Genomic DNA, 17,154 nt, shown 5'->3' with positions numbered 1-17,154 from the left:
AATGATCATCAAAAATATTGAAAGTAAGGTCAGGCTGGCCACCTTTCTATCTGCGGGCAGTTTCCTCACAGCCATCATCATGGTATTAATTATCAGCTTTTTTGCCTATAAACAGGTATCCGATGCCCGTAAAAGTGTTTACCTTCTGGATGCCAACAGCGTTCCACTTCTGGCCAGGCAAACGGATGTACAGATGAACCGTGCGGCAGAATACCGGGCACATATTAATCTGTTTCATACACTCTTTTTTAATCTTACTCCCGATGATAAGTTTATCGAATATCAGATGAAGCAGGCCATGTACCTGATCGATGAAAGCGGTGCTGCTCAGTATAATAACTTAAAGGAAAAGGGATATTTTAATTCGATCCTTTCATCAAGTGCTGTACTTACTATCCGTACAGATTCCATTTACGTGGATGAAGCAAAAAAGTACTTCCGCTATTACGGTACGCAAAAGATAGACCGCAGAAGTTCAACCATAACACGCTCTCTAATTACCGAAGGCTATCTAAGTGATCTTAAAAAACGCTCGGACAATAATCCGCATGCGGTACTGATTACGCGCTGGAAAACTTTGGAAAACAAAGACCTTGAAAATGTCCAGAAAAACAATTTCTGAACAGGATAACCAGGTTACTCTGTTCACTGAACTAAGAAAAGAATTCGCAGGGTACTTTGCCCTGCTTTCACAGCGGCGAAACCAATTTCTGCAAAGATATCCAAGGCAAGTTTTTACGGGTATGCTGATCTGCCTGGTTACCTCTGTTGTGCTTGCATTTTCGGTAATGCGTCAGAAGAAGGTTTCAACCCCATCGGGGGTAGGAAAGGCCGGAGCCGAGATGGCTTCCGGATTGGGGCAGATACTAAATACAGGCACTGCCCTGAAAGAAGTCCTGGAACTGCAAAGTCAAGTTGAAATTATTCTTAAAAAAGATAGCCTGAACCAAGCCGATAGTCTTTTATTAGAAGCGGCATTCGACAGACTGGAATTTATTAACAAAAAATTAAACCCTAAGCCATGAAGATAGATTTTAAAAAGCCACGGTACATTATACCGCTGATTATACTGCCTTTTGTGTGCATTTTCTTTTATGTCTATAAGAGCAGCTTTGGTAAAGAAACACCACCACAAGCAGGTAAAGACTCTCTGCAAGTAAACCTTGCCGGTGTATCTGATCAGGTCAGAAACCAGGCGCTAACAGATAAGCTGGATGCTTACCGTAATGAGTATAAAAAAGCAGATGGTTATACTGCTATCGGACAGATCCAGGAAGAGCAGGCCAGTAATCAGGATCCAAATTCATTATATAACGATAAAGAAAAGCGAATGCTTGACTCTATCTATAAAGCCATGAACCGAAAATATGGAATGGCCTCACAGGAAAAACCAATCGGTTCCAATAACAATTTTCCAAATGCTTCCCTCCTGATCAGGAAGTCAAGATCGCCAGAACAGCAGGATAAGGCTCTCGCAGAAGCTCTGGCAAAGATGAGCCAACAACCCCCTGTTACCAGTTATCGCCTGACTGCACCTGAACAAACAGATCCTATGCAGCTATTCCGACAGCAAATGGCTTTAGTTGATAGTATGGGGAAAGCCAATGACCCCGACTACAGGGAAAAACAGCAGCAGAAACAGCAGACTGAGTTAATGGAAAAAGACTCGAAAAGCAACAAAAAATTACCCGTCAGTAAATCTGATGTTAATGCCCATGTATTTAACACCATAACTGCCAATCAAAATGAAACTTTGATTACTGCGATCATTGACCAGGATATTGCCGGTTATGCAGGCTCACGTTTAAGGATTCGCTTATTGGAGGATATGGTGGCGGGACGCTTTCTGATAAAAAAAGGTACTTATTTGTTTGCTCAGATCTCCGGTTTTAGTGGACAGCGGGTTAACCTGACCATAACCACGATCATGCAGGGGAAAAACATCCTGCCCGTAAAACTGGATGTTTATGACAACGATGGGCTTCCGGGCCTGTATGTCCCAGCCTCAGCCTTCAGGGAATTTACCAGGGAATTGGGTGGCAGTACCAGCCAGGGCATTACGCTTCAACAACAAGCTGAAAATAACAATCAACTGGTTATGAGTATGATTCAGAAAATGTTTCAGTCAACAACAACCGCTGTTAGCAAACTGATTCGCCAGAATAAAGCAAAGCTCAAATATAACACGATAGTCTACCTCATAGATCCCGACGAATTGAAAGCCAATCAAAACAACTACTAAATCTTTTTTTATGAAAACAACATATGTCATTTTACTAGCTGTGTTCAGCCTGTTCCAGGAAATGTATGCACAAAGCGTATCTGGTATCTACCGAAAAGACTTGCCGGATATTTTTATTAGCGAGGGAGTTTCACTTCATTTTATTTCGCCTGAACCTATTACTTATGTAGATATATCCACATCGGGAATAGCAGGCGATCTGCCAGTTAAGAACATACTTCGGCTAAAAATTAAAACTGATTCCCTGACTATTGACGCAGACTATATGGGCGTGGTTACCATTATAGGAGAAAGTTTTATCGCACAGTATAACCTTCGGTATCCAGGTGTTCTGCATCCAGTGATTAGTTCGCAAGTGCAAATTTTACCGGAGCAAATGCGTCCATTAGATGTGCCGGGTATCGGCCTGACCGGGCAGGAAATGAAAAGTTACGCTTTGGCAATATTAAAAGATCACAGCAGATCTGGACGAAAAGCAAGTGCTTACGGGCTTAAAGCCAGACTAAATCATGTTTATACTATCGGTGATGATATATTTCTCGACTTAACTTATAAAAATGAGACGAACCTGGCTTATGATATGGATGAGCTGCGTTTCAAGATTGAAGATAAGAAAATTAATAAGGCTACCAACGTACAATCTATAGAAATTGAACCGGTCTGGCAGCTTTACCCTTTATCCAGCTTCAAAAAAACCTTCCGAAATATATATGTGCTTAAAAAAGTCACGTTCCCAGAAAACAAGGTGCTGAACATTGAACTCACTGAAAAACAAATCTCCGGAAGGACATTGACCCTGCAAATTAAATATCGTGATATATTAAAGGCAGATACTTTCTGAAATCATCTTACAAAGATTAACTGCAGCACGATGTTCCCTGCTGGATAGGCGGGCATTTAACCGTTCCATAGCTGCAAAACACACAGCAGTCACCCGCAGATGGCTTTAAGCGGATCTTACATCTTTCGCACTCATAAAAGTACTGGCAGGCATCGGTCGGCATTTCTTCCTCTTTTTGAAAGCCGCAATTGGGACAGGTAATTACAGAATTGAGCAGGATTGCTGTTGCCATATGATTAATTATTTTTGATCAAAGTGGGTTGATACCCAATTTCTTTTATTTTATGATTGATGCTGTCGGCATTTGTCTTAGCCGGGTCATAGCGTACGATCGTTTCTGACTTTTCAAAGGATGTGCGGGAAGTTGCAACACCGTTAATCTCCAGCAAAGATCCATCAATATGTTTGGTACAATCCGCGCAGCTCATACCTTTAATATTCAGTTTGACGTAGCTGAATCTCGCTTGGCTAATAGCTGCGGCTGATGGCCGAGGGGTTCTATAAAACAAGGAAGAGTAATAGGGAAAGAAAATAAGCATTCCTGAACACAGTGTGACGATCAGTAAGAACTTTTTAGACTGCCAGAACGAACGTTTTACCGGTTCGCAGCAATCCCCTTGTTGTCCCTGCCTGGTAGCCAGTTGCTGGTACCAGATTATCGCAAAGATCAGAATAGTCAGGCCAATCATATAAGGACGAAAGGGTTCCATCCAGTTAAAATAAGTGGCAGCACCGCTTATCCCCCCAAAAACGGCCAGCAAGGGTGCAATACAACAAAGAGATGCAGCTATTGCTGCTAGTATTCCACCTAACCAGCTTTTTTGAATTGCATTTTTCATACTCGTATTGTTGCTGATTGATTTTTTATGATACTGAATAAGGGTTTGAGCAGATGTAAATGGGATGGGCAAACCGAATAGAATATCGTCTGACCGGACTTTCGCGATTGTATAACGCTGCCATTTTTCAATTTATGAAGATGCTGTGAAATAGCTGGAATCGTCATTTCCAGAATATCGCTTAAATCACAGGGGCACAATTCATGTTCCTGATCTAAAATGAAAAGTATTTTTAATCGTACTTCATTTCCCGCTAAAGCTACAACCTGGGAAAGTTCAGAAAAAGATTGCTGGTTTTTTTTTATGATTTCCCTGCAATTATTGATCTGCCCTAAATCAGCAAAAATTCTCTTACATGCGCTCATATCAAAATATCAAGTTACAAAGATACGTATTTAAGCAATTGCTTAAATAATGATTTTTTGATAAAGCGACTTGCATGAATGATAAAACTTAAAACTCATTAAGGAGAATTCACAGTTTTTTAATATCTCACCCTTTATTTAATTAATTATGGAAGAAACGAAAGAACAGCAATCGTTGCACCGCTTCCTGCAATTTGGTATTTATCTTTCTGTAGTCTTTGACGTATTACTATTTGTCTATGCTCGCAAAATAACCGGCACAGCAATAAGCGAGCATTATGGTCTTTCTCATTTTTTAGAGAGAATGGCTAAAATAATAATCTACAAAGATCCTTTAAACAGCAGGTTATTTACCCTGATTCTGATTTGCCTGGTTTCGGTTGGAACACTCAGCCGAAAGAAAAAAGACCTTAACCCTAAAAATTCCATTGTATATCCGCTAACCGCGGGCCTGCTGATTTTTATTGGTGGACTTTGGTTCTATGGAAAGAGCGGAGGGATCGTCTTCCCTCATACCAACTGGTATGATATCGGGTACATAACTTCTGCTTTTTTGGGTGCTATCGTGGTACATATCGCAATGGATAATGTATCTAAGATCATAAGCTCCAATCTGGGCAAGGATAAATGGAATGTCGAGGGCGAATCCTTTATGCAGGCCACTAAGCCAAAACTCACTCCGTACGCTGTTAATATCCCAACATTATTCTATTACAAGAAGAAAGTCCGTAAGGGTTACATCGTGTTGGAAAATGTATTTCGCGGAACATTGCTCTGCGGAGTACCCGGCAGTGGTAAAAGTTTTGGAGTTGTAATGCCTGTGATCAGGCAATTCATGGCTCTTGAATTCACCTTGTGTTTATACGATTTCAAGTTTCCTGATTTGGGTAAAGTGGCCTATTACCACTACTTACTGGCTAAACAAAAAGGGAAATGCCGTAACTATGAGTTTCACGTTGTTAACCTTAGCGAGCCGGAAAAAAGCAGGAGGGTTAATCCGTGGCGGGCAGCTTATTTATCTACCCTGGCTGATGCGTCTGAAACCGCTGAAGGTCTGGTCGAGGCGATGAAAAAAGGAGATAAATCAGGAGGCAGTGATCAGTTTTTTACCCAGTCAGCCATCAACTTCCTTGCCTCCTGCATTTACTTTTTCAGTAAGTATAATGGAGGGCAATACTCAAGTTTTCCTCATGTACTTGCTTTCCTTAACCTTTCATATGAAGACATATTCAGCACCTTGTTTAGTAATAAGGAACTTGCTTCATTGCTATCCCCTTTTATGACGGCCTATAAAGCTCGTGCTTTTGATCAGCTGGAAGGCCAGGTTGGAACACTTAAGATCTTTATTAGCCGTCTGGCCACTAAAGAAACCTTTTGGGTATTTTCCGGTGATGACTTCGATCTGAAGATCAGCGACCAAGCTCATCCGGGGGTTCTTGTACTGGCAAATGATCCAAATACTCAGAGTATAAACTCGGCTTGTTACTCGGTTATTCTTAACCGGATAACCAGGCTTGTCAATTCCAGAGGCAATATTCCGGTAGGTTTGGTAATAGATGAGGCACCCACTTTATACTGCCATAAAATCGAAAATCTGATTGCCCAGGCCAGATCGAATTTGACTGCTGTCCTTTTGGGACTTCAGGAGCTGCCTCAGCTAAAGCAGCAATATGGAAAGGAAACTGCCGCCACCATAACCGCTGTAGTAGGTAATGTACTTTCAGGGTCGGTAAGAAATAAAGAAACGCTGGAATGGTTGGAGCGGCTGTTTGGCAAGGTTAAGCAGCTAGGCGAAAGCCTCTCTATTGACAGGACTAAAACATCTGTATCCCTGAATGAAAAGCTGGAACCTCTGATTCCTGCGGGAAAGATTGCCTCTTTAAAAGCAGGAGAAATGGTCGGCATTCTTGCTGCCGATGCTGTAGAAAAGTTTACCGGCCAGTATGAAACCTCTGCGGTTAACTGCAGAATTAATCTGGATTTAAAAGCGATCAAAAAAGAAGAGCAGGCTTATCGCGAGCTTCCTTTTTACTATGATTTTAAAGGCCGGAAAGAAGAAGTACTGCTACAAAATTTCAATAAGATAAATTGCGAAGTACAGGAGATGGTCAGGCAGTTTAAACCTATGGCAGCACCTCAGCCTGCCCCAACTTCAAAAGGATCTATGAAGCCTGGTTTCAAAAAATAAGTCTTTTTGCGGCTTAAGATCCTCACTCATTTTTCAATTCAAATTAAAAGTTATGGAAGAACGGCGAAGCCCTCCTTCCAGCCTTATAACAAATTATCATGGAAGAATTAACTGGTACTGTAGTTCTGGTTCACCCGGAACTTATGAATGATCCTGTGAACCGTCAGGGTCAGGTTGGCATTGTTGCCACAGCAGATCTTGGACAAGATGAAGTATTTGTGGGTTTTGGCAAAGGCCCATTAGGTCTGTATTCTGTCGATGCACTGCTTGCATTAAAACCACACAATGAAATCTATAAAGACCTGCTTAACCACGTTCAGGACCTAGATCCTCAAGATTTTAAAGCCATGCTGCGCATCAGTATGCTCCTGGAGGCGGGTTCACCCAAACAGATTAAAGATGCAATGGAACTGGCTATGACCAGTTACCAGACTTTATCTCATAGTACAATACCCTTACAGGATAAACTGAATCCAATCAGGGAACAAAGCCAGGCTGAAGAGCGTGACTATGTTCACGCCCGTTAGGTTGCTTCAATGATTAACAGTTATGAAATGCTATAAAAATAAAATGTTATGGATGAATTGGTAGATAAAGTGGTCATGGTACATCCCAACCTGACCCAGGATCCTGCTAACAGGCAGGGACAAACGGGATCGATTACAAATGTCGTGCACGAGAATGATGAGGTATTTGTACGTTTTGATGATAATAATATAGGCTTATACAGCTCTGATGCTTTATTTTTATTAAAGCCGGCATCTTTAATACTGGAAAGCCTTCGTTCCGCTATTTATGGGATAGATTATCTGGATAGTAAGGATATCGTAGGAATTCTTGACGTCTATGCACTTCAGGCTTCAGGTCAGATAAAAGAAGCCTTGAAGCTTGCAATCAGGAATGAAACTGTGCGTATCGCTTCTATAGTATTCGTAGATGACTGGATCGACCGTGGTTATACGGATGAACAAGACCGTGGCCAAAGCCCCAATATAGGCCGATGAACCGGAACACTGGGTATAAAGGTATTATCAACTGCATTACTTTTCTGCTCCTTTTGTCACCGGTAAAAATAATCGCCCAGGATATTCACCCGCCTGGCGTTCCTGTAGTTAATATCAGTCTGCCCTTAGCGCATTTGATCGTCACCTCATCCTTTGGATGGCGTATTCACCCGATACTTGGCAAACCAGATTTTCACGGTGCGGTAGATCTCGCCGCCCGCAATGACCCCGTTTATAGTATCATGGATGGTATAGTTTGTGAAACAGGCAAGCATCACATTCTGGGAAATTATGTGAGAATAGACCACGGGAATATTCAAAGCCTCTACGGGCATCTTTCTCATACGCTCGTCAAAGCTGGTCAGACGATTTTGGCTGGTCAACCTATTGGTATCACCGGATCCACAGGAAGAGCGACCGGGGAACATTTGCATTTCAGTATCAGGTTTGGTGACAAGTACATACATCCATTGCTTTTTCTTAAAAAGGCAATGGAGCAACAGGTATCCAGTCCGCCTTTTCAGTAAAAATTAGAATTTATGAAACAACATTTAAAGAAAGCACAGCAATCGCTTGAGAATAAACTCAACCACTTGTCAGAGGGTGGAACTATCAGTCTAACCTTGGATGAAGCAGCCGTTTATGGTGTAGATCAATCTGACTTTTTGCCGGCAGAAGAGGAGGTAGATGATGGCCGGTGAAAAAGCAAAAGCCCTGCATATTCAGGTTGCTGAAAAATTGATCGAACAGCTTAAAGCCGGAACCGCTCCCTGGCAAAAACCCTGGAGCAGCGAAAATCTGCCAGCTTTTGAATTGCCTTATAACGTCCAGACCGGTAACCGATACAAAGGCATCAATACCTTAATGCTTTTGCTTGCGGAGAGGGAAGACCCCCGATGGATGACTTTTAAGCAGGCTGCAGCCAGTGACTGGCAAGTTAAAAAAGGCGAAAAAGGTACTATGATCCAATTTGTTAAAACAACGGATCAACAGACCAAGCGAGATGAAAAAGGGAAACCGGTTTTAAATGAACAGGGTCAGCCCGTAAAAATAAATTTAAAACTCGCAAAACCGATTATTACTTCGGCTTGGGTTTTTAATGCTGAACAGATTAAGGGCATCCCTTCTCTTGAAAGGCAAGACACCAAGTCTTTAACCTGGAATCCTCTTGAGCGTGCAGAAAGTCTTATTATGCAATCCGCGGCTGCCATTCATCACCGGGCAGGCGACCGGGCTTTCTACAGCCCGATAGCTGACCAGATTACTATGCCTCTCCGCGAACAATTCGATGAGCCAGGTAAATACTACGCCACCCTCCTGCATGAACTGGGGCATTGGACTGGGCATACCGACCGTCTGGATCGGAGTATTATGAATAGGTTCGGGACTGAAGATTACGCTCGCGAAGAACTCCGGGCGGAGATCGCTTCCTTATTGATTGGTCAGGAATTTCGGATCGGCCATGACCCAGGACAGCATGCCGCCTATGTCGGTAGCTGGATTAAGGTATTGCAAGAAACTCCCTTTGAGATCCACAGTGCGGCTGCTGATGCCGAAAAGATCTTTAACTACCTGACCAGCATAGAAAGGAAACAGGAAATAAAAGCAGAAACAAGCACCAAATTCTTATCTACAGGTGATGAAATTCCCTATAAGGATACCGTGTACAAAGTGCAGGGGCATTTAAAACAGGGTCGCCTCCGCATGGAAGATCAGAACAGTGGAAACACTTTTATCCTTTCCAGGTCTGATGGCCTGTATGGATCCCTACTTCATGCTAAACAGGAGCTGGCCACAGGTAAAACCGTCCAAAAAAAAATCATTGAACCACTACAAACACCAGAGTCGGAGATTGCGGCCCATGGTATTAAACGTTAGAAAAACCCTTTAAATCCTTCTTTATGGAAAATATATTTTTTGAAAAGGAACTGCCGTTAACGGATCTGGAAAAGCTGGGGCTTTACCGGGATGGTAGCCTAATCCTTGAACGTGAAAATCTGGATGCTTTGCTGTCCGGCAGGCGAACAGACCTCATTACTCTTAATGAACTGCAAAGTGATGGTTTTCGTATCGAAAGACTGGACGCCAAACTATCACTGGACAGAACGCCTGAAGGAAAAACAACAATTCAACTTCATCCAATTTACAAAGAAGCGCAGAAACATCCTTTACTGATAGATGCAGAAGCCGACCAATTGGAACTTGGTACGCTCAGCAATGTTCAAAAAACCTACCATACACCGGAGGGCAAGAAGAAATCCTGGGTGATCGAATACGATCCTGAAACCAAGGAATTTATATCCTATGACCCCGATAAGATTAAAGTGCCGGAGAAAGTTAATGGGGAGACACTTTCGGATATTCAAAAGGAACTGTATCGGAATGGCGGCCTCGTACAGCTTTCCGATGGAACATTATTACAGCATCGGGCTAGTGAACGAAAAGGAATACTATCTGACCGTGCCGCACTGGTGCTTTCTGTACTATTAGATGGCGGTCTTTCCTATTTGGTTGTAAGAGGTCTCCGGAATATCTTAAATAATCCTAATCCCCAAAAAGACGAATATTCTGAAGCCTATAATCATGTAAGAAGGGACATGGAAAAACAACAAATTGAGAATATGCCCCCGAATCCTAATGTTCAGCTTCAGGACAACAATCGTAAATCACAGCAGAATCGGGGGTACGGACGTGCAACTTCCAGATAATCATGCTCCCCTTTGTAGCGGCTTTGGGTATCAAGCCCGAAGTGCAGGATTTTTTTGAACCCTGGCTGGAAGTAAGCTCTAAGACAGAATTGCAGTTTTCCTATATAGATCAGGCAATTAACCGAAAAAAAAGGGAAGTCCTAAATGCACATGGTAGTCTTATTCCGTCAACAACCGGGATTTGGTGCGCGGGTGACCTTCACCCACATACTGTTAGACATAACATTCTTTTTTATTCAGCGATAGAAGCCCTTAGTTTTTGCACTATGAATACTGGTTGGCTGTCAAGGCCGGACAACGTTGCATTTTCAGCAGTTGGTTTGTGTCCTGTCGCCAGCCAGGTTGAGGCACTCCGGTTCAGATTTCCTAACGCCCGTCTACATACTGTTTTTGGAAATGATGTATTAGGAAGGATCGCGGACTGCAAAGTTGCTTTATGGGCTAAAGGAAAGGATGCTCATTTTCATATGCATCAGGATATAATTATTGCACAGTACAACAGTAAGACTTTCCGAATACCCGAGCCAATATTTTCTCTTCACCTCTTTGAACAAAAAAGCAGTCTTCGGGCGGGCATCCGTACCCATAAACCAAAAGCAGGGTTTGTCTCTTTTCTTGAGCTTCTCAAAGAAGTATCCTAATAAAAAGATAGTCTTTCTAAATACTAAACTTATGATTCCCGAGCAATTTAAGATCAACACGTTGTTGAAAGTAAACATATTTGGCCATGAGGTTGACGTGAACTATGCGTATTACTGGCCAAGAATTAAAGAAGAGCAACTAAAGCTTAAAGATGAAGGTCCACTTGTTAGCCACATCGAATTCCGTTCTGACTCTAAAATTATCAGCGAAACTGGATATCGTTCACATTTCTTTCACAGTGTCCTCCTGGAAGATACCACCTATGAAACAGTACAGCAGCTTGTAACCGAAATCGGTGAGATGCTGGCAAAAGAAAACGGCTATGAGCCTAGATCTCCAACCAATCAAATGAGCCTCTTTTAATCATCACTGTTTTTTCAATTTTCTATTTATTCACTTATTAAAATCAAATTATCATGAACGAAAAAAATCTCGATTACCTTAAAAAAGTTCTGGACAACCTGGGTTTTGGAACCCGGCTTAATGATGTCCTGGAAACTGCTATACGCCGGGAGATTCCTCGGTTTACCTTGGGTCTAAACAATACTCATAGGCCCGCTGAAGTAAAAGATCAGAACATACCAAGGACTGATCATATCCGCTTTGAGCTAAATTTTAACAAAGCAAAAGAAAATGATATATACTTTCTGAATGATTATCTGGTTACCCTGCGTAAACAAGGAGAGCCTGTACCTCGCATACAAACATTTGACTTGGAAAGAGATCATCGTATCACGGCTTTGCAGGCATGGAAACTATTATCGGGATTAGCTTTTGAAAAGGATGTTTATCCAAAACAGAACAGCGAAGAAAAGACTGCTGAAAAGCCTGAGAAAACAAGGGTATGGTTTAAATTAAATCTTGACGTTACCGATGCTTATGGTAACCACCCATTACGCACATTTTACCCCGAATATCAATACAACTTGTCGGATAGCTTGGCTAAATATCCGTTGAAAGGTTTAGAAGATGCAACCAAAAAGGAAGAAATATTAAAAACCTTAAGATACGGCAACTTCCAGGATGCGGAACTCACTATCGGAAAAAAGTCAATTCCGGTAATGCTTGCCGCTAACCCTCAGATGAAAACCATTGATATCTACGACAAAAACAGGAGAGAGATCCGCGATGAAGAGATCTTTCCTGAAAGAGCGGCCGCTCAAACCGCAAAAGCGGAAACTTCAGCTGGGGTAAAAGATAGAAAAAATGCTGTAACCCAGTCAGCTCCGGAACAGACGGAACAACCGTGGAAGCAAGAGCCGGAACTGGAAAGCGCCAAAACTATTGGAAGGTAAGTCCCTGTAATTTCCCTGGCCTTGCAGGAGAGCGGGTATCCCTTTGCGCATAGGTACCACGCTTACACTGGGTACGCTTTAGCGCCGGGATTTCCGCACACCTTCAGGCACCCACGCCTGGTAAGAACAGTCTTACCCCTTTCCGTTTTTCAAACGGCTGGGCTGTTCATACCAGGCTTTATCATTCCCGCCCGCTAGGAGGCTGATTATTATCACTTTTTAAATCTTATAAAATGAAACGTTTACTACAAAAGGTCGACCGGGTCAGAGCATCCGGAACAGCTACGCTAAATCTGGATCCAGTCTCTCCCTATTATAATTTGTCAGGCAAAAGATTCAAGGTTGAAAGTATGGGTACCCCCGGTTACAAATGCCGGATTACACTTCTAATTGATGATAAACCAGTGGATTTTACTATAAATGATATCCTCTGACCAAACTCAGATCCAATTTTCACTTAAATTTTTCCAGTATGGGTACACTAAGATTACGAACCCCCATTAGCTATTATGGGGGTAAACAAAAACATTGGTCTGGGAGCAAGGAAAAAACGGGTGCTTATATGAAAATGGAAGGTGAATAAAAAAATTATTTACTAGCTAAAAAAGAAAAATTAATATGAATGACGTTTCTTTTGGTCATAAATCCATTGCTCGAACTGACGCTCTTTCTGTTTACGCTGAGCGTGTTTTTTCGATCTGGAGTTAAGATATAACACAAACATAAACAATACTCCAAAAGCAACAGGAACAGCAATCGTGGAGTTCTTCATGCTTATACCAGCCAGCATAATGCCGGTAACGATAATTGAGGTGAGTAGGAAAAGAAGTATTGCCCTCATTGCCTTATTGCTCTAATTGGCTAACCAAATTACATAGATAACGCTTTCTCAAATTTACAAAATTTAGTACAAACAACAAAGTAAATGACTCATCTTAAGATGATGGACCATATTTCATCACTTCTGACAATCCTGGGTTTTCTGCAGCCAACGATCAATTGACTTATAATACGAAGTTCACGGATGGGTTTTGCTTTCACCTTATCCGCAAAGCATTGCCTGTTGATCACAGATGCGGCGATGGACAATTGCTCTTCTGAAAGACACCCCGTTAAATATATGACAAAAGTTTATATCGAAGCTAAGGGGGGTTATCGAAATAAATAATCGTTCCTTACAGTGCGTCAATAAACTGTTAATAGCATCGGATGACTGGTATTTGTCCCAGATAGCTGTGATAAATAACCCCAATAGGACTAAGTAATAGGCATGGTAACTAAATAAATATTTAGGGTGATAGCAAATAATGTTGCCCGCGAAACATAGGGACGGTACTTAAATACTCGGCAATTTGGTCGCGATCTTGACCATTATAAAGTACCTTTGCGCTAGATATAAAAAGTAATTTTATATATTTAAAGAACGTTAAAATCATCGTTACAAGAAACATTTTATTATGAACCAGGACTTAATGATCAGATTGTTCCGTTCCATCGATGGGGAGCCAAAGGACGATATAGTTAAAGTCGCCGAGGTTATTATTGATGATGAACGCAAGAAGGGACACATGCGCTTAGCTGACCGTCTAAAAAACATACTTGACAAGAATATTAATTATCACCAATCTTTTAAAGGTGAACTCAAAAACATACTTGGCAGTCACGTTAGCATCCCTACCGACAAAAGAAACAATATACCCTTAGCCAACGAGATACCCCGTGAACAGCTTCGTTATGAAATGATCCTGTCTCCGGAGGTTGAAGAAAAGATCCAGCGCATAGAAAAAGAATACGTTGCCCGTGAGCGCCTGGCCCATTTTGGATTAAAGCCGAGGAAAAGGATCTTAATGCACGGTTCTCCCGGCTGCGGTAAAAGCATGAGCGCAGAAAGGATTGCTTGGAATATCGGATTGCCTTTTTTAAAGGTAAAATTTGAAGCCATCATATCCTCATACCTGGGTGAATCGGCATCGAATCTGAAACTGCTTTTTGAAGCTATCAAAAGCTACCCTTGTGTCCTGTTGTTAGATGAATTTGACTTTATCGCCAAAGCGCGTGACAATAAACAGGATGTTGGCGAAATGCACCGGGTAGTCAATATTCTATTAAATGTGCTGGAAGATTATGACGGGCCGGGGATCATTATCGCAACTACCAATTTGGAAGGTTCCATTGACCGGGCTTTGTTCAGGAGGTTTGACGATATTATCGAGATGCCTAAACCCGGCAAGTCTGAAATCACTGAAATTTTGAAATCCACTTTGGGATCTATCAAAACGTCCAAAGATATAAAATGGAGTGTCTTAGCCGGAAAAATGATTGGCTTCTCTGCCGCCCTGATCGTAAAAATAGCCAACGATGCGGCCAAGCTTTCCGTTATAAAAGGCAATGACAGTGTTGATGCCTGCTATTTTGATGAATCTTTAAAAGAGAATCAATTATATATCAAATCATAAATGGCAGAATTCCCACACCTGCCATTAGTGCAAACCATTACCGGTGTCCATAAACCACCGAAAGGCGGGGGAAGCAATGATCTCGACCCCCGAACCAGCAATAACCTTGCAAACAGGGGGCAGCACGGACAAAATCTGATAAACATCACTACAGGACTGAAAGATGACCGGAACAAGGTCATCGACGAGCGGAGAGCAGCAGGTTTACCGGATCTGCCCGGTCAGGATGCCATCCCCATATTTTTACAGGTTGATACCAGCTTGTTTAATATCGAATCCCTTCGCAGCATGGGAATTGAGATCATTGCAGAAGAACTGGATGGCTTTATCATCGGTGCCAGCAGCGATGGCTTCACCTCTTTACATGACAAGATCGATAAGTTTATTAACGAGCAGGGAAAATTTAAGAACCAGGCTGCGCAGTTATGGCAGATCGTTGCCGGTAACCAGTGGCGTGCCCAGCAAATTCTTTCTGAAGATCTTTATGAAAAATGGCCGAATATCGCCGATGACGACACGTTCGTTGTTGACGTTTCTGTGGCCTGTTATATCGCCAAGCCCCCTCAGCCTGTAATGGATGAGGACGAAACGGAACAGCACTACCAGGTAAGGCTTGCAAGATGGGAAACAAAAGTTCAGGAAATAGAGCTGCAAAAATCTGATCTTGCCGATGAACGCCAGGAATCGATCCAGGAGTTTTTATCAGTCTACAGTGCCGATATTAACCCGGAAAGTGTGCAGTTCGATGACAGCTTTTGTTTCCGGGTGACTTTGCCGGGGCAGGCGTTAAAGGATTTTGTCCTGAATTATCCTTATGTCTTTGAAGTAATCGAATATACCGAGGTCGATGCACCTTTGATCATTGATGGGGAGGTGGTTGAGAATGACCTGGACATTATAGCCCCGCAAGCGAACGCCCCTAAAATATGTATCATTGACAGCGGGATCCAGGAGAACCATCGCCTGATAGCGCCTGCGTTACTTACAGGCGAATCTATGAACTATGATCCTTTTGATGCCACAACGGCGGATCTGGTTCCGCAGGGGGGCCACGGTACCAGGGTTACGGGAGCCGTGCTGTACGGAGAAGATATCCCCGCTCAGGGAACGCACCAGTTGCATTGTTTTATTTTAAATGCCAGGGTGTTGAACCGCGATAACATGATGTCGTCCCAGCTTTATCCTCCAGCGTTAATGGGTGATATCGTTTACAATTTTGATAGCTCAAAAATATTTAACCTATCCATAAATACGACCATACCCTGCCGTTTGGTGCATATGTCTCCCTGGGCAGCGGCTATTGACCAACTATCCCACGAGGAAGAGGTGCTGTTCATCGTATCTGCCGGTAATCTGAAGAAAACAACAGGTGTAGTAACCAATCCCGGTATCATGGAACACATGGCTGCCGGACGAAGCTACCCCCAGTATCTGCTGGAAGCCAGCTGCCGTATCGCCGATCCTGCGCAAAGCAAATTTGCGATAACGGTGGGATCGGTATGTCTTGGTGATTTTGAAGACCTGGACAAAATCTCGTTTGGCCAGCGTGATACCATATCCTCCTTCTCACGAACCGGTTTGGGACTGTGGGGAGGCATTAAACCGGAAGTTGTCGAATACGGCGGTGACTGGGTCAGGGAAAAGCTGGGCACCAATCTATCCTATGAAAACTCGATCAATCCACTGCTGGTAAGGGCTGGCGGCACCGGCGTTGACAGGGGAACGGTCGGAACATCGTTTACTGCCCCAAAGGTAACGCATATTGCTTCCAAGTTACAGGCTGCGTTCCCTAATGAAAGCGCCTTACTATATAAAACGCTGATCGTTCAATCAGCAAGGCTGCCTCAGAATTTATTTAGAACGCCTACCTTGCCCGTAATGCGGATGTTCGGCTACGGTATACCGAATTTGAACCGGGCAACGGAAAACTCCGAAAGAAGGGTCACGCTGGTGGAAAGCGCAACCGTAAAACCGGGAGTTGCCAACCTTTATACGATTAACATACCGCAAGAGCTTAGAAGGCCCGGCGAAGATTTTGATATCCTCATTGAGGTAACCTTATGCTATACTGCCAAGCCCCGGAGGACACGCCGGAGAACGCAGTCTTACCTGTCATCATGGTTAAGCTGGGAATCATCGAAGATCGGCGAATTATACGAACCGTTTAAAGCCAGGGTATTGAAACACATGGAAGATCCCGAAGCTGACGCGGCAGAGGATAACAGTTCGATCAAATGGTCTATCTGGTCAAACCCTATATGGGGTACGGTAAAAGGCTTAAAACGGCAAGATAGTGCAACGCAGAAAGACTGGGTCGTTGTTAAATCCAATACTTTGCCGGAACAATTATCCTTTGCGGTTGCCGGTCACAAAGGATGGGAAAAAGACCTGTCAGAGGAAGTACCCTTTTCTTTTGCAGTAAGCCTCGAAGTACTTGATGGCGAACTGGAAATCTACGAACGGATCCGGGCAGTCAACCAAATTGAAGTTGAGCAGCAAATTCAGGCCACCGTCTAATAAAAAACCAGTTAGCCTCTTAAAAGAAATCCTGTTCTTTGTTCGCGATTTGGAAAC

Annotated in this window: 21 protein-coding genes; 17 read left to right on the top strand and 4 right to left on the bottom strand. The window is 42.8% G+C overall.

What is annotated here, in order from left to right:
* Position 1: 1 nt before the first annotated feature.
* The 4 genes from traK to traN are packed head-to-tail and all read left to right on the top strand — an operon-like array spanning position 2 to position 3,083.
* Complete coding sequence (gene traK, locus BLR27_RS02965) at positions 2-622, top strand: conjugative transposon protein TraK (RefSeq protein ID WP_090699604.1); 621 nt, start codon at positions 2-4, stop codon at positions 620-622.
* On the top strand, positions 600-1,025 hold the full coding sequence (locus BLR27_RS02960) for a hypothetical protein (RefSeq protein ID WP_090699600.1): 426 nt from the start codon (positions 600-602) through the stop codon (positions 1,023-1,025). The genes traK and BLR27_RS02960 overlap by 23 nt, the downstream gene beginning before the upstream one ends.
* Positions 1,022-2,242 carry a conjugative transposon protein TraM gene (traM, locus tag BLR27_RS02955; protein ID WP_090699595.1) on the top strand — a complete coding sequence of 407 codons (1,221 nt, stop codon included), beginning with the start codon at positions 1,022-1,024 and terminating at the stop codon, positions 2,240-2,242. Before BLR27_RS02960 ends, traM begins: the two co-directional genes overlap by 4 nt.
* Before the next feature lie 10 nt (positions 2,243-2,252).
* Entirely contained in the window at positions 2,253-3,083 is an 831-nt protein-coding gene (gene traN / locus BLR27_RS02950; protein WP_090699590.1) for a conjugative transposon protein TraN, read from the top strand.
* 16 nt (positions 3,084-3,099) lie between these two features.
* Here traN and BLR27_RS02945 read toward each other — a convergent pair whose 3' ends face one another.
* The 3 genes from BLR27_RS02945 to BLR27_RS02935 are packed head-to-tail and all read right to left on the bottom strand — an operon-like array spanning position 3,100 to position 4,287.
* Positions 3,100-3,315: a GDCCVxC domain-containing (seleno)protein gene (locus BLR27_RS02945; RefSeq protein ID WP_090699585.1), complete on the bottom strand. Its 216-nt coding sequence runs from the start codon at positions 3,313-3,315 to the stop codon at positions 3,100-3,102.
* A 4-nt stretch (positions 3,316-3,319) separates the two neighbouring features.
* Complete coding sequence (gene merTP, locus BLR27_RS02940) at positions 3,320-3,922, bottom strand: mercuric transport protein MerTP (RefSeq protein ID WP_090699581.1); 603 nt, start codon at positions 3,920-3,922, stop codon at positions 3,320-3,322.
* A complete protein-coding gene (locus BLR27_RS02935; RefSeq protein WP_090699577.1) occupies positions 3,919-4,287 on the bottom strand; it encodes an ArsR/SmtB family transcription factor in 369 nt (122 codons plus the stop codon). The genes merTP and BLR27_RS02935 overlap by 4 nt, the downstream gene beginning before the upstream one ends.
* Positions 4,288-4,435: 148 nt before the next feature.
* Between BLR27_RS02935 and BLR27_RS02930 the strand changes: the two genes are divergently transcribed.
* From BLR27_RS02930 to BLR27_RS02885, 11 genes are all read left to right on the top strand, one after another.
* Positions 4,436-6,475 carry a type IV secretory system conjugative DNA transfer family protein gene (locus BLR27_RS02930; protein ID WP_090699573.1) on the top strand — a complete coding sequence of 680 codons (2,040 nt, stop codon included), beginning with the start codon at positions 4,436-4,438 and terminating at the stop codon, positions 6,473-6,475.
* A gap of 98 nt (positions 6,476-6,573) precedes the next feature.
* Positions 6,574-7,002, top strand: coding sequence for a hypothetical protein (locus tag BLR27_RS02925; RefSeq protein ID WP_090699570.1), 429 nt, complete (start codon positions 6,574-6,576; stop codon positions 7,000-7,002).
* Between the two features lie 48 nt (positions 7,003-7,050).
* Entirely contained in the window at positions 7,051-7,479 is a 429-nt protein-coding gene (locus BLR27_RS02920) for a hypothetical protein (protein WP_090699566.1), read from the top strand.
* Positions 7,476-8,006, top strand: coding sequence for a M23 family metallopeptidase (locus tag BLR27_RS02915; protein WP_090699562.1), 531 nt, complete (start codon positions 7,476-7,478; stop codon positions 8,004-8,006). The genes BLR27_RS02920 and BLR27_RS02915 overlap by 4 nt, the downstream gene beginning before the upstream one ends.
* Before the next feature lie 12 nt (positions 8,007-8,018).
* On the top strand, positions 8,019-8,180 hold the full coding sequence (locus BLR27_RS18475; protein WP_176767596.1) for a hypothetical protein: 162 nt from the start codon (positions 8,019-8,021) through the stop codon (positions 8,178-8,180).
* Positions 8,167-9,357, top strand: a complete 1,191-nt coding sequence (locus BLR27_RS02910; protein ID WP_090699558.1) for an ArdC family protein — start codon at positions 8,167-8,169, stop codon at positions 9,355-9,357. The genes BLR27_RS18475 and BLR27_RS02910 overlap by 14 nt, the downstream gene beginning before the upstream one ends.
* A gap of 23 nt (positions 9,358-9,380) precedes the next feature.
* Positions 9,381-10,187, top strand: coding sequence for a DUF4099 domain-containing protein (locus tag BLR27_RS02905; RefSeq protein ID WP_090699553.1), 807 nt, complete (start codon positions 9,381-9,383; stop codon positions 10,185-10,187).
* 2 nt (positions 10,188-10,189) lie between these two features.
* A complete protein-coding gene (locus BLR27_RS02900; protein ID WP_090699549.1) occupies positions 10,190-10,828 on the top strand; it encodes a hypothetical protein in 639 nt (212 codons plus the stop codon).
* Between the two features lie 31 nt (positions 10,829-10,859).
* Positions 10,860-11,192: a hypothetical protein gene (locus BLR27_RS02895; protein ID WP_090699545.1), complete on the top strand. Its 333-nt coding sequence runs from the start codon at positions 10,860-10,862 to the stop codon at positions 11,190-11,192.
* 53 nt (positions 11,193-11,245) lie between these two features.
* A complete protein-coding gene (locus BLR27_RS02890) occupies positions 11,246-12,124 on the top strand; it encodes a hypothetical protein (RefSeq protein ID WP_090699541.1) in 879 nt (292 codons plus the stop codon).
* Between the two features lie 233 nt (positions 12,125-12,357).
* A complete protein-coding gene (locus tag BLR27_RS02885; protein ID WP_090699537.1) occupies positions 12,358-12,558 on the top strand; it encodes a hypothetical protein in 201 nt (66 codons plus the stop codon).
* A 179-nt stretch (positions 12,559-12,737) separates the two neighbouring features.
* Here BLR27_RS02885 and BLR27_RS02880 read toward each other — a convergent pair whose 3' ends face one another.
* Positions 12,738-12,965, bottom strand: coding sequence for a hypothetical protein (locus BLR27_RS02880; protein WP_090699532.1), 228 nt, complete (start codon positions 12,963-12,965; stop codon positions 12,738-12,740).
* A 616-nt stretch (positions 12,966-13,581) separates the two neighbouring features.
* Here BLR27_RS02880 and BLR27_RS02875 point away from each other — a divergent pair.
* Both BLR27_RS02875 and BLR27_RS02870 read left to right on the top strand, forming a co-directional pair.
* On the top strand, positions 13,582-14,580 hold the full coding sequence (locus tag BLR27_RS02875) for an AAA family ATPase (RefSeq protein ID WP_090699526.1): 999 nt from the start codon (positions 13,582-13,584) through the stop codon (positions 14,578-14,580).
* Positions 14,581-17,097, top strand: a complete 2,517-nt coding sequence (locus BLR27_RS02870) for a S8 family peptidase (protein ID WP_090699521.1) — start codon at positions 14,581-14,583, stop codon at positions 17,095-17,097. It begins immediately after the preceding gene.
* Positions 17,098-17,154 lie beyond the last annotated feature (57 nt).

Source organism: Daejeonella rubra, from assembly GCF_900103545.1.
Lineage (GTDB): Bacteria > Bacteroidota > Bacteroidia > Sphingobacteriales > Sphingobacteriaceae > Daejeonella > Daejeonella rubra.
This window is presented reverse-complemented; position numbering and strand designations above follow the sequence as displayed.

Excerpts from the sequence above, each read along its gene's own strand:
- BLR27_RS02930 (WP_090699573.1), top strand. The coding sequence starts at position 4,436 with ATGGAAGAAACGAAAGAACAGCAATCGTTGCACCGCTTCCTGCAATTT.
- BLR27_RS02885 (WP_090699537.1), top strand. The coding sequence starts at position 12,358 with ATGAAACGTTTACTACAAAAGGTCGACCGGGTCAGAGCATCCGGAACA.
- traK (WP_090699604.1), top strand. The coding sequence starts at position 2 with ATGATCATCAAAAATATTGAAAGTAAGGTCAGGCTGGCCACCTTTCTA.
- BLR27_RS02920 (WP_090699566.1), top strand. The coding sequence starts at position 7,051 with ATGGATGAATTGGTAGATAAAGTGGTCATGGTACATCCCAACCTGACC.
- BLR27_RS02870 (WP_090699521.1), top strand. The coding sequence starts at position 14,581 with ATGGCAGAATTCCCACACCTGCCATTAGTGCAAACCATTACCGGTGTC.
- BLR27_RS02910 (WP_090699558.1), top strand. The coding sequence starts at position 8,167 with ATGATGGCCGGTGAAAAAGCAAAAGCCCTGCATATTCAGGTTGCTGAA.
- traN (WP_090699590.1), top strand. The coding sequence starts at position 2,253 with ATGAAAACAACATATGTCATTTTACTAGCTGTGTTCAGCCTGTTCCAG.
- BLR27_RS02890 (WP_090699541.1), top strand. The coding sequence starts at position 11,246 with ATGAACGAAAAAAATCTCGATTACCTTAAAAAAGTTCTGGACAACCTG.
- traM (WP_090699595.1), top strand. The coding sequence starts at position 1,022 with ATGAAGATAGATTTTAAAAAGCCACGGTACATTATACCGCTGATTATA.
- BLR27_RS18475 (WP_176767596.1), top strand. The coding sequence starts at position 8,019 with ATGAAACAACATTTAAAGAAAGCACAGCAATCGCTTGAGAATAAACTC.
- BLR27_RS02875 (WP_090699526.1), top strand. The coding sequence starts at position 13,582 with ATGAACCAGGACTTAATGATCAGATTGTTCCGTTCCATCGATGGGGAG.
- BLR27_RS02880 (WP_090699532.1), bottom strand. The coding sequence starts at position 12,965 with ATGAGGGCAATACTTCTTTTCCTACTCACCTCAATTATCGTTACCGGC.
- BLR27_RS02925 (WP_090699570.1), top strand. The coding sequence starts at position 6,574 with ATGGAAGAATTAACTGGTACTGTAGTTCTGGTTCACCCGGAACTTATG.
- merTP (WP_090699581.1), bottom strand. The coding sequence starts at position 3,922 with ATGAAAAATGCAATTCAAAAAAGCTGGTTAGGTGGAATACTAGCAGCA.
- BLR27_RS02960 (WP_090699600.1), top strand. The coding sequence starts at position 600 with ATGTCCAGAAAAACAATTTCTGAACAGGATAACCAGGTTACTCTGTTC.
- BLR27_RS02895 (WP_090699545.1), top strand. The coding sequence starts at position 10,860 with ATGATTCCCGAGCAATTTAAGATCAACACGTTGTTGAAAGTAAACATA.
- BLR27_RS02935 (WP_090699577.1), bottom strand. The coding sequence starts at position 4,287 with ATGAGCGCATGTAAGAGAATTTTTGCTGATTTAGGGCAGATCAATAAT.
- BLR27_RS02915 (WP_090699562.1), top strand. The coding sequence starts at position 7,476 with ATGAACCGGAACACTGGGTATAAAGGTATTATCAACTGCATTACTTTT.
- BLR27_RS02900 (WP_090699549.1), top strand. The coding sequence starts at position 10,190 with ATGCTCCCCTTTGTAGCGGCTTTGGGTATCAAGCCCGAAGTGCAGGAT.
- BLR27_RS02945 (WP_090699585.1), bottom strand. The coding sequence starts at position 3,315 with ATGGCAACAGCAATCCTGCTCAATTCTGTAATTACCTGTCCCAATTGC.
- BLR27_RS02905 (WP_090699553.1), top strand. The coding sequence starts at position 9,381 with ATGGAAAATATATTTTTTGAAAAGGAACTGCCGTTAACGGATCTGGAA.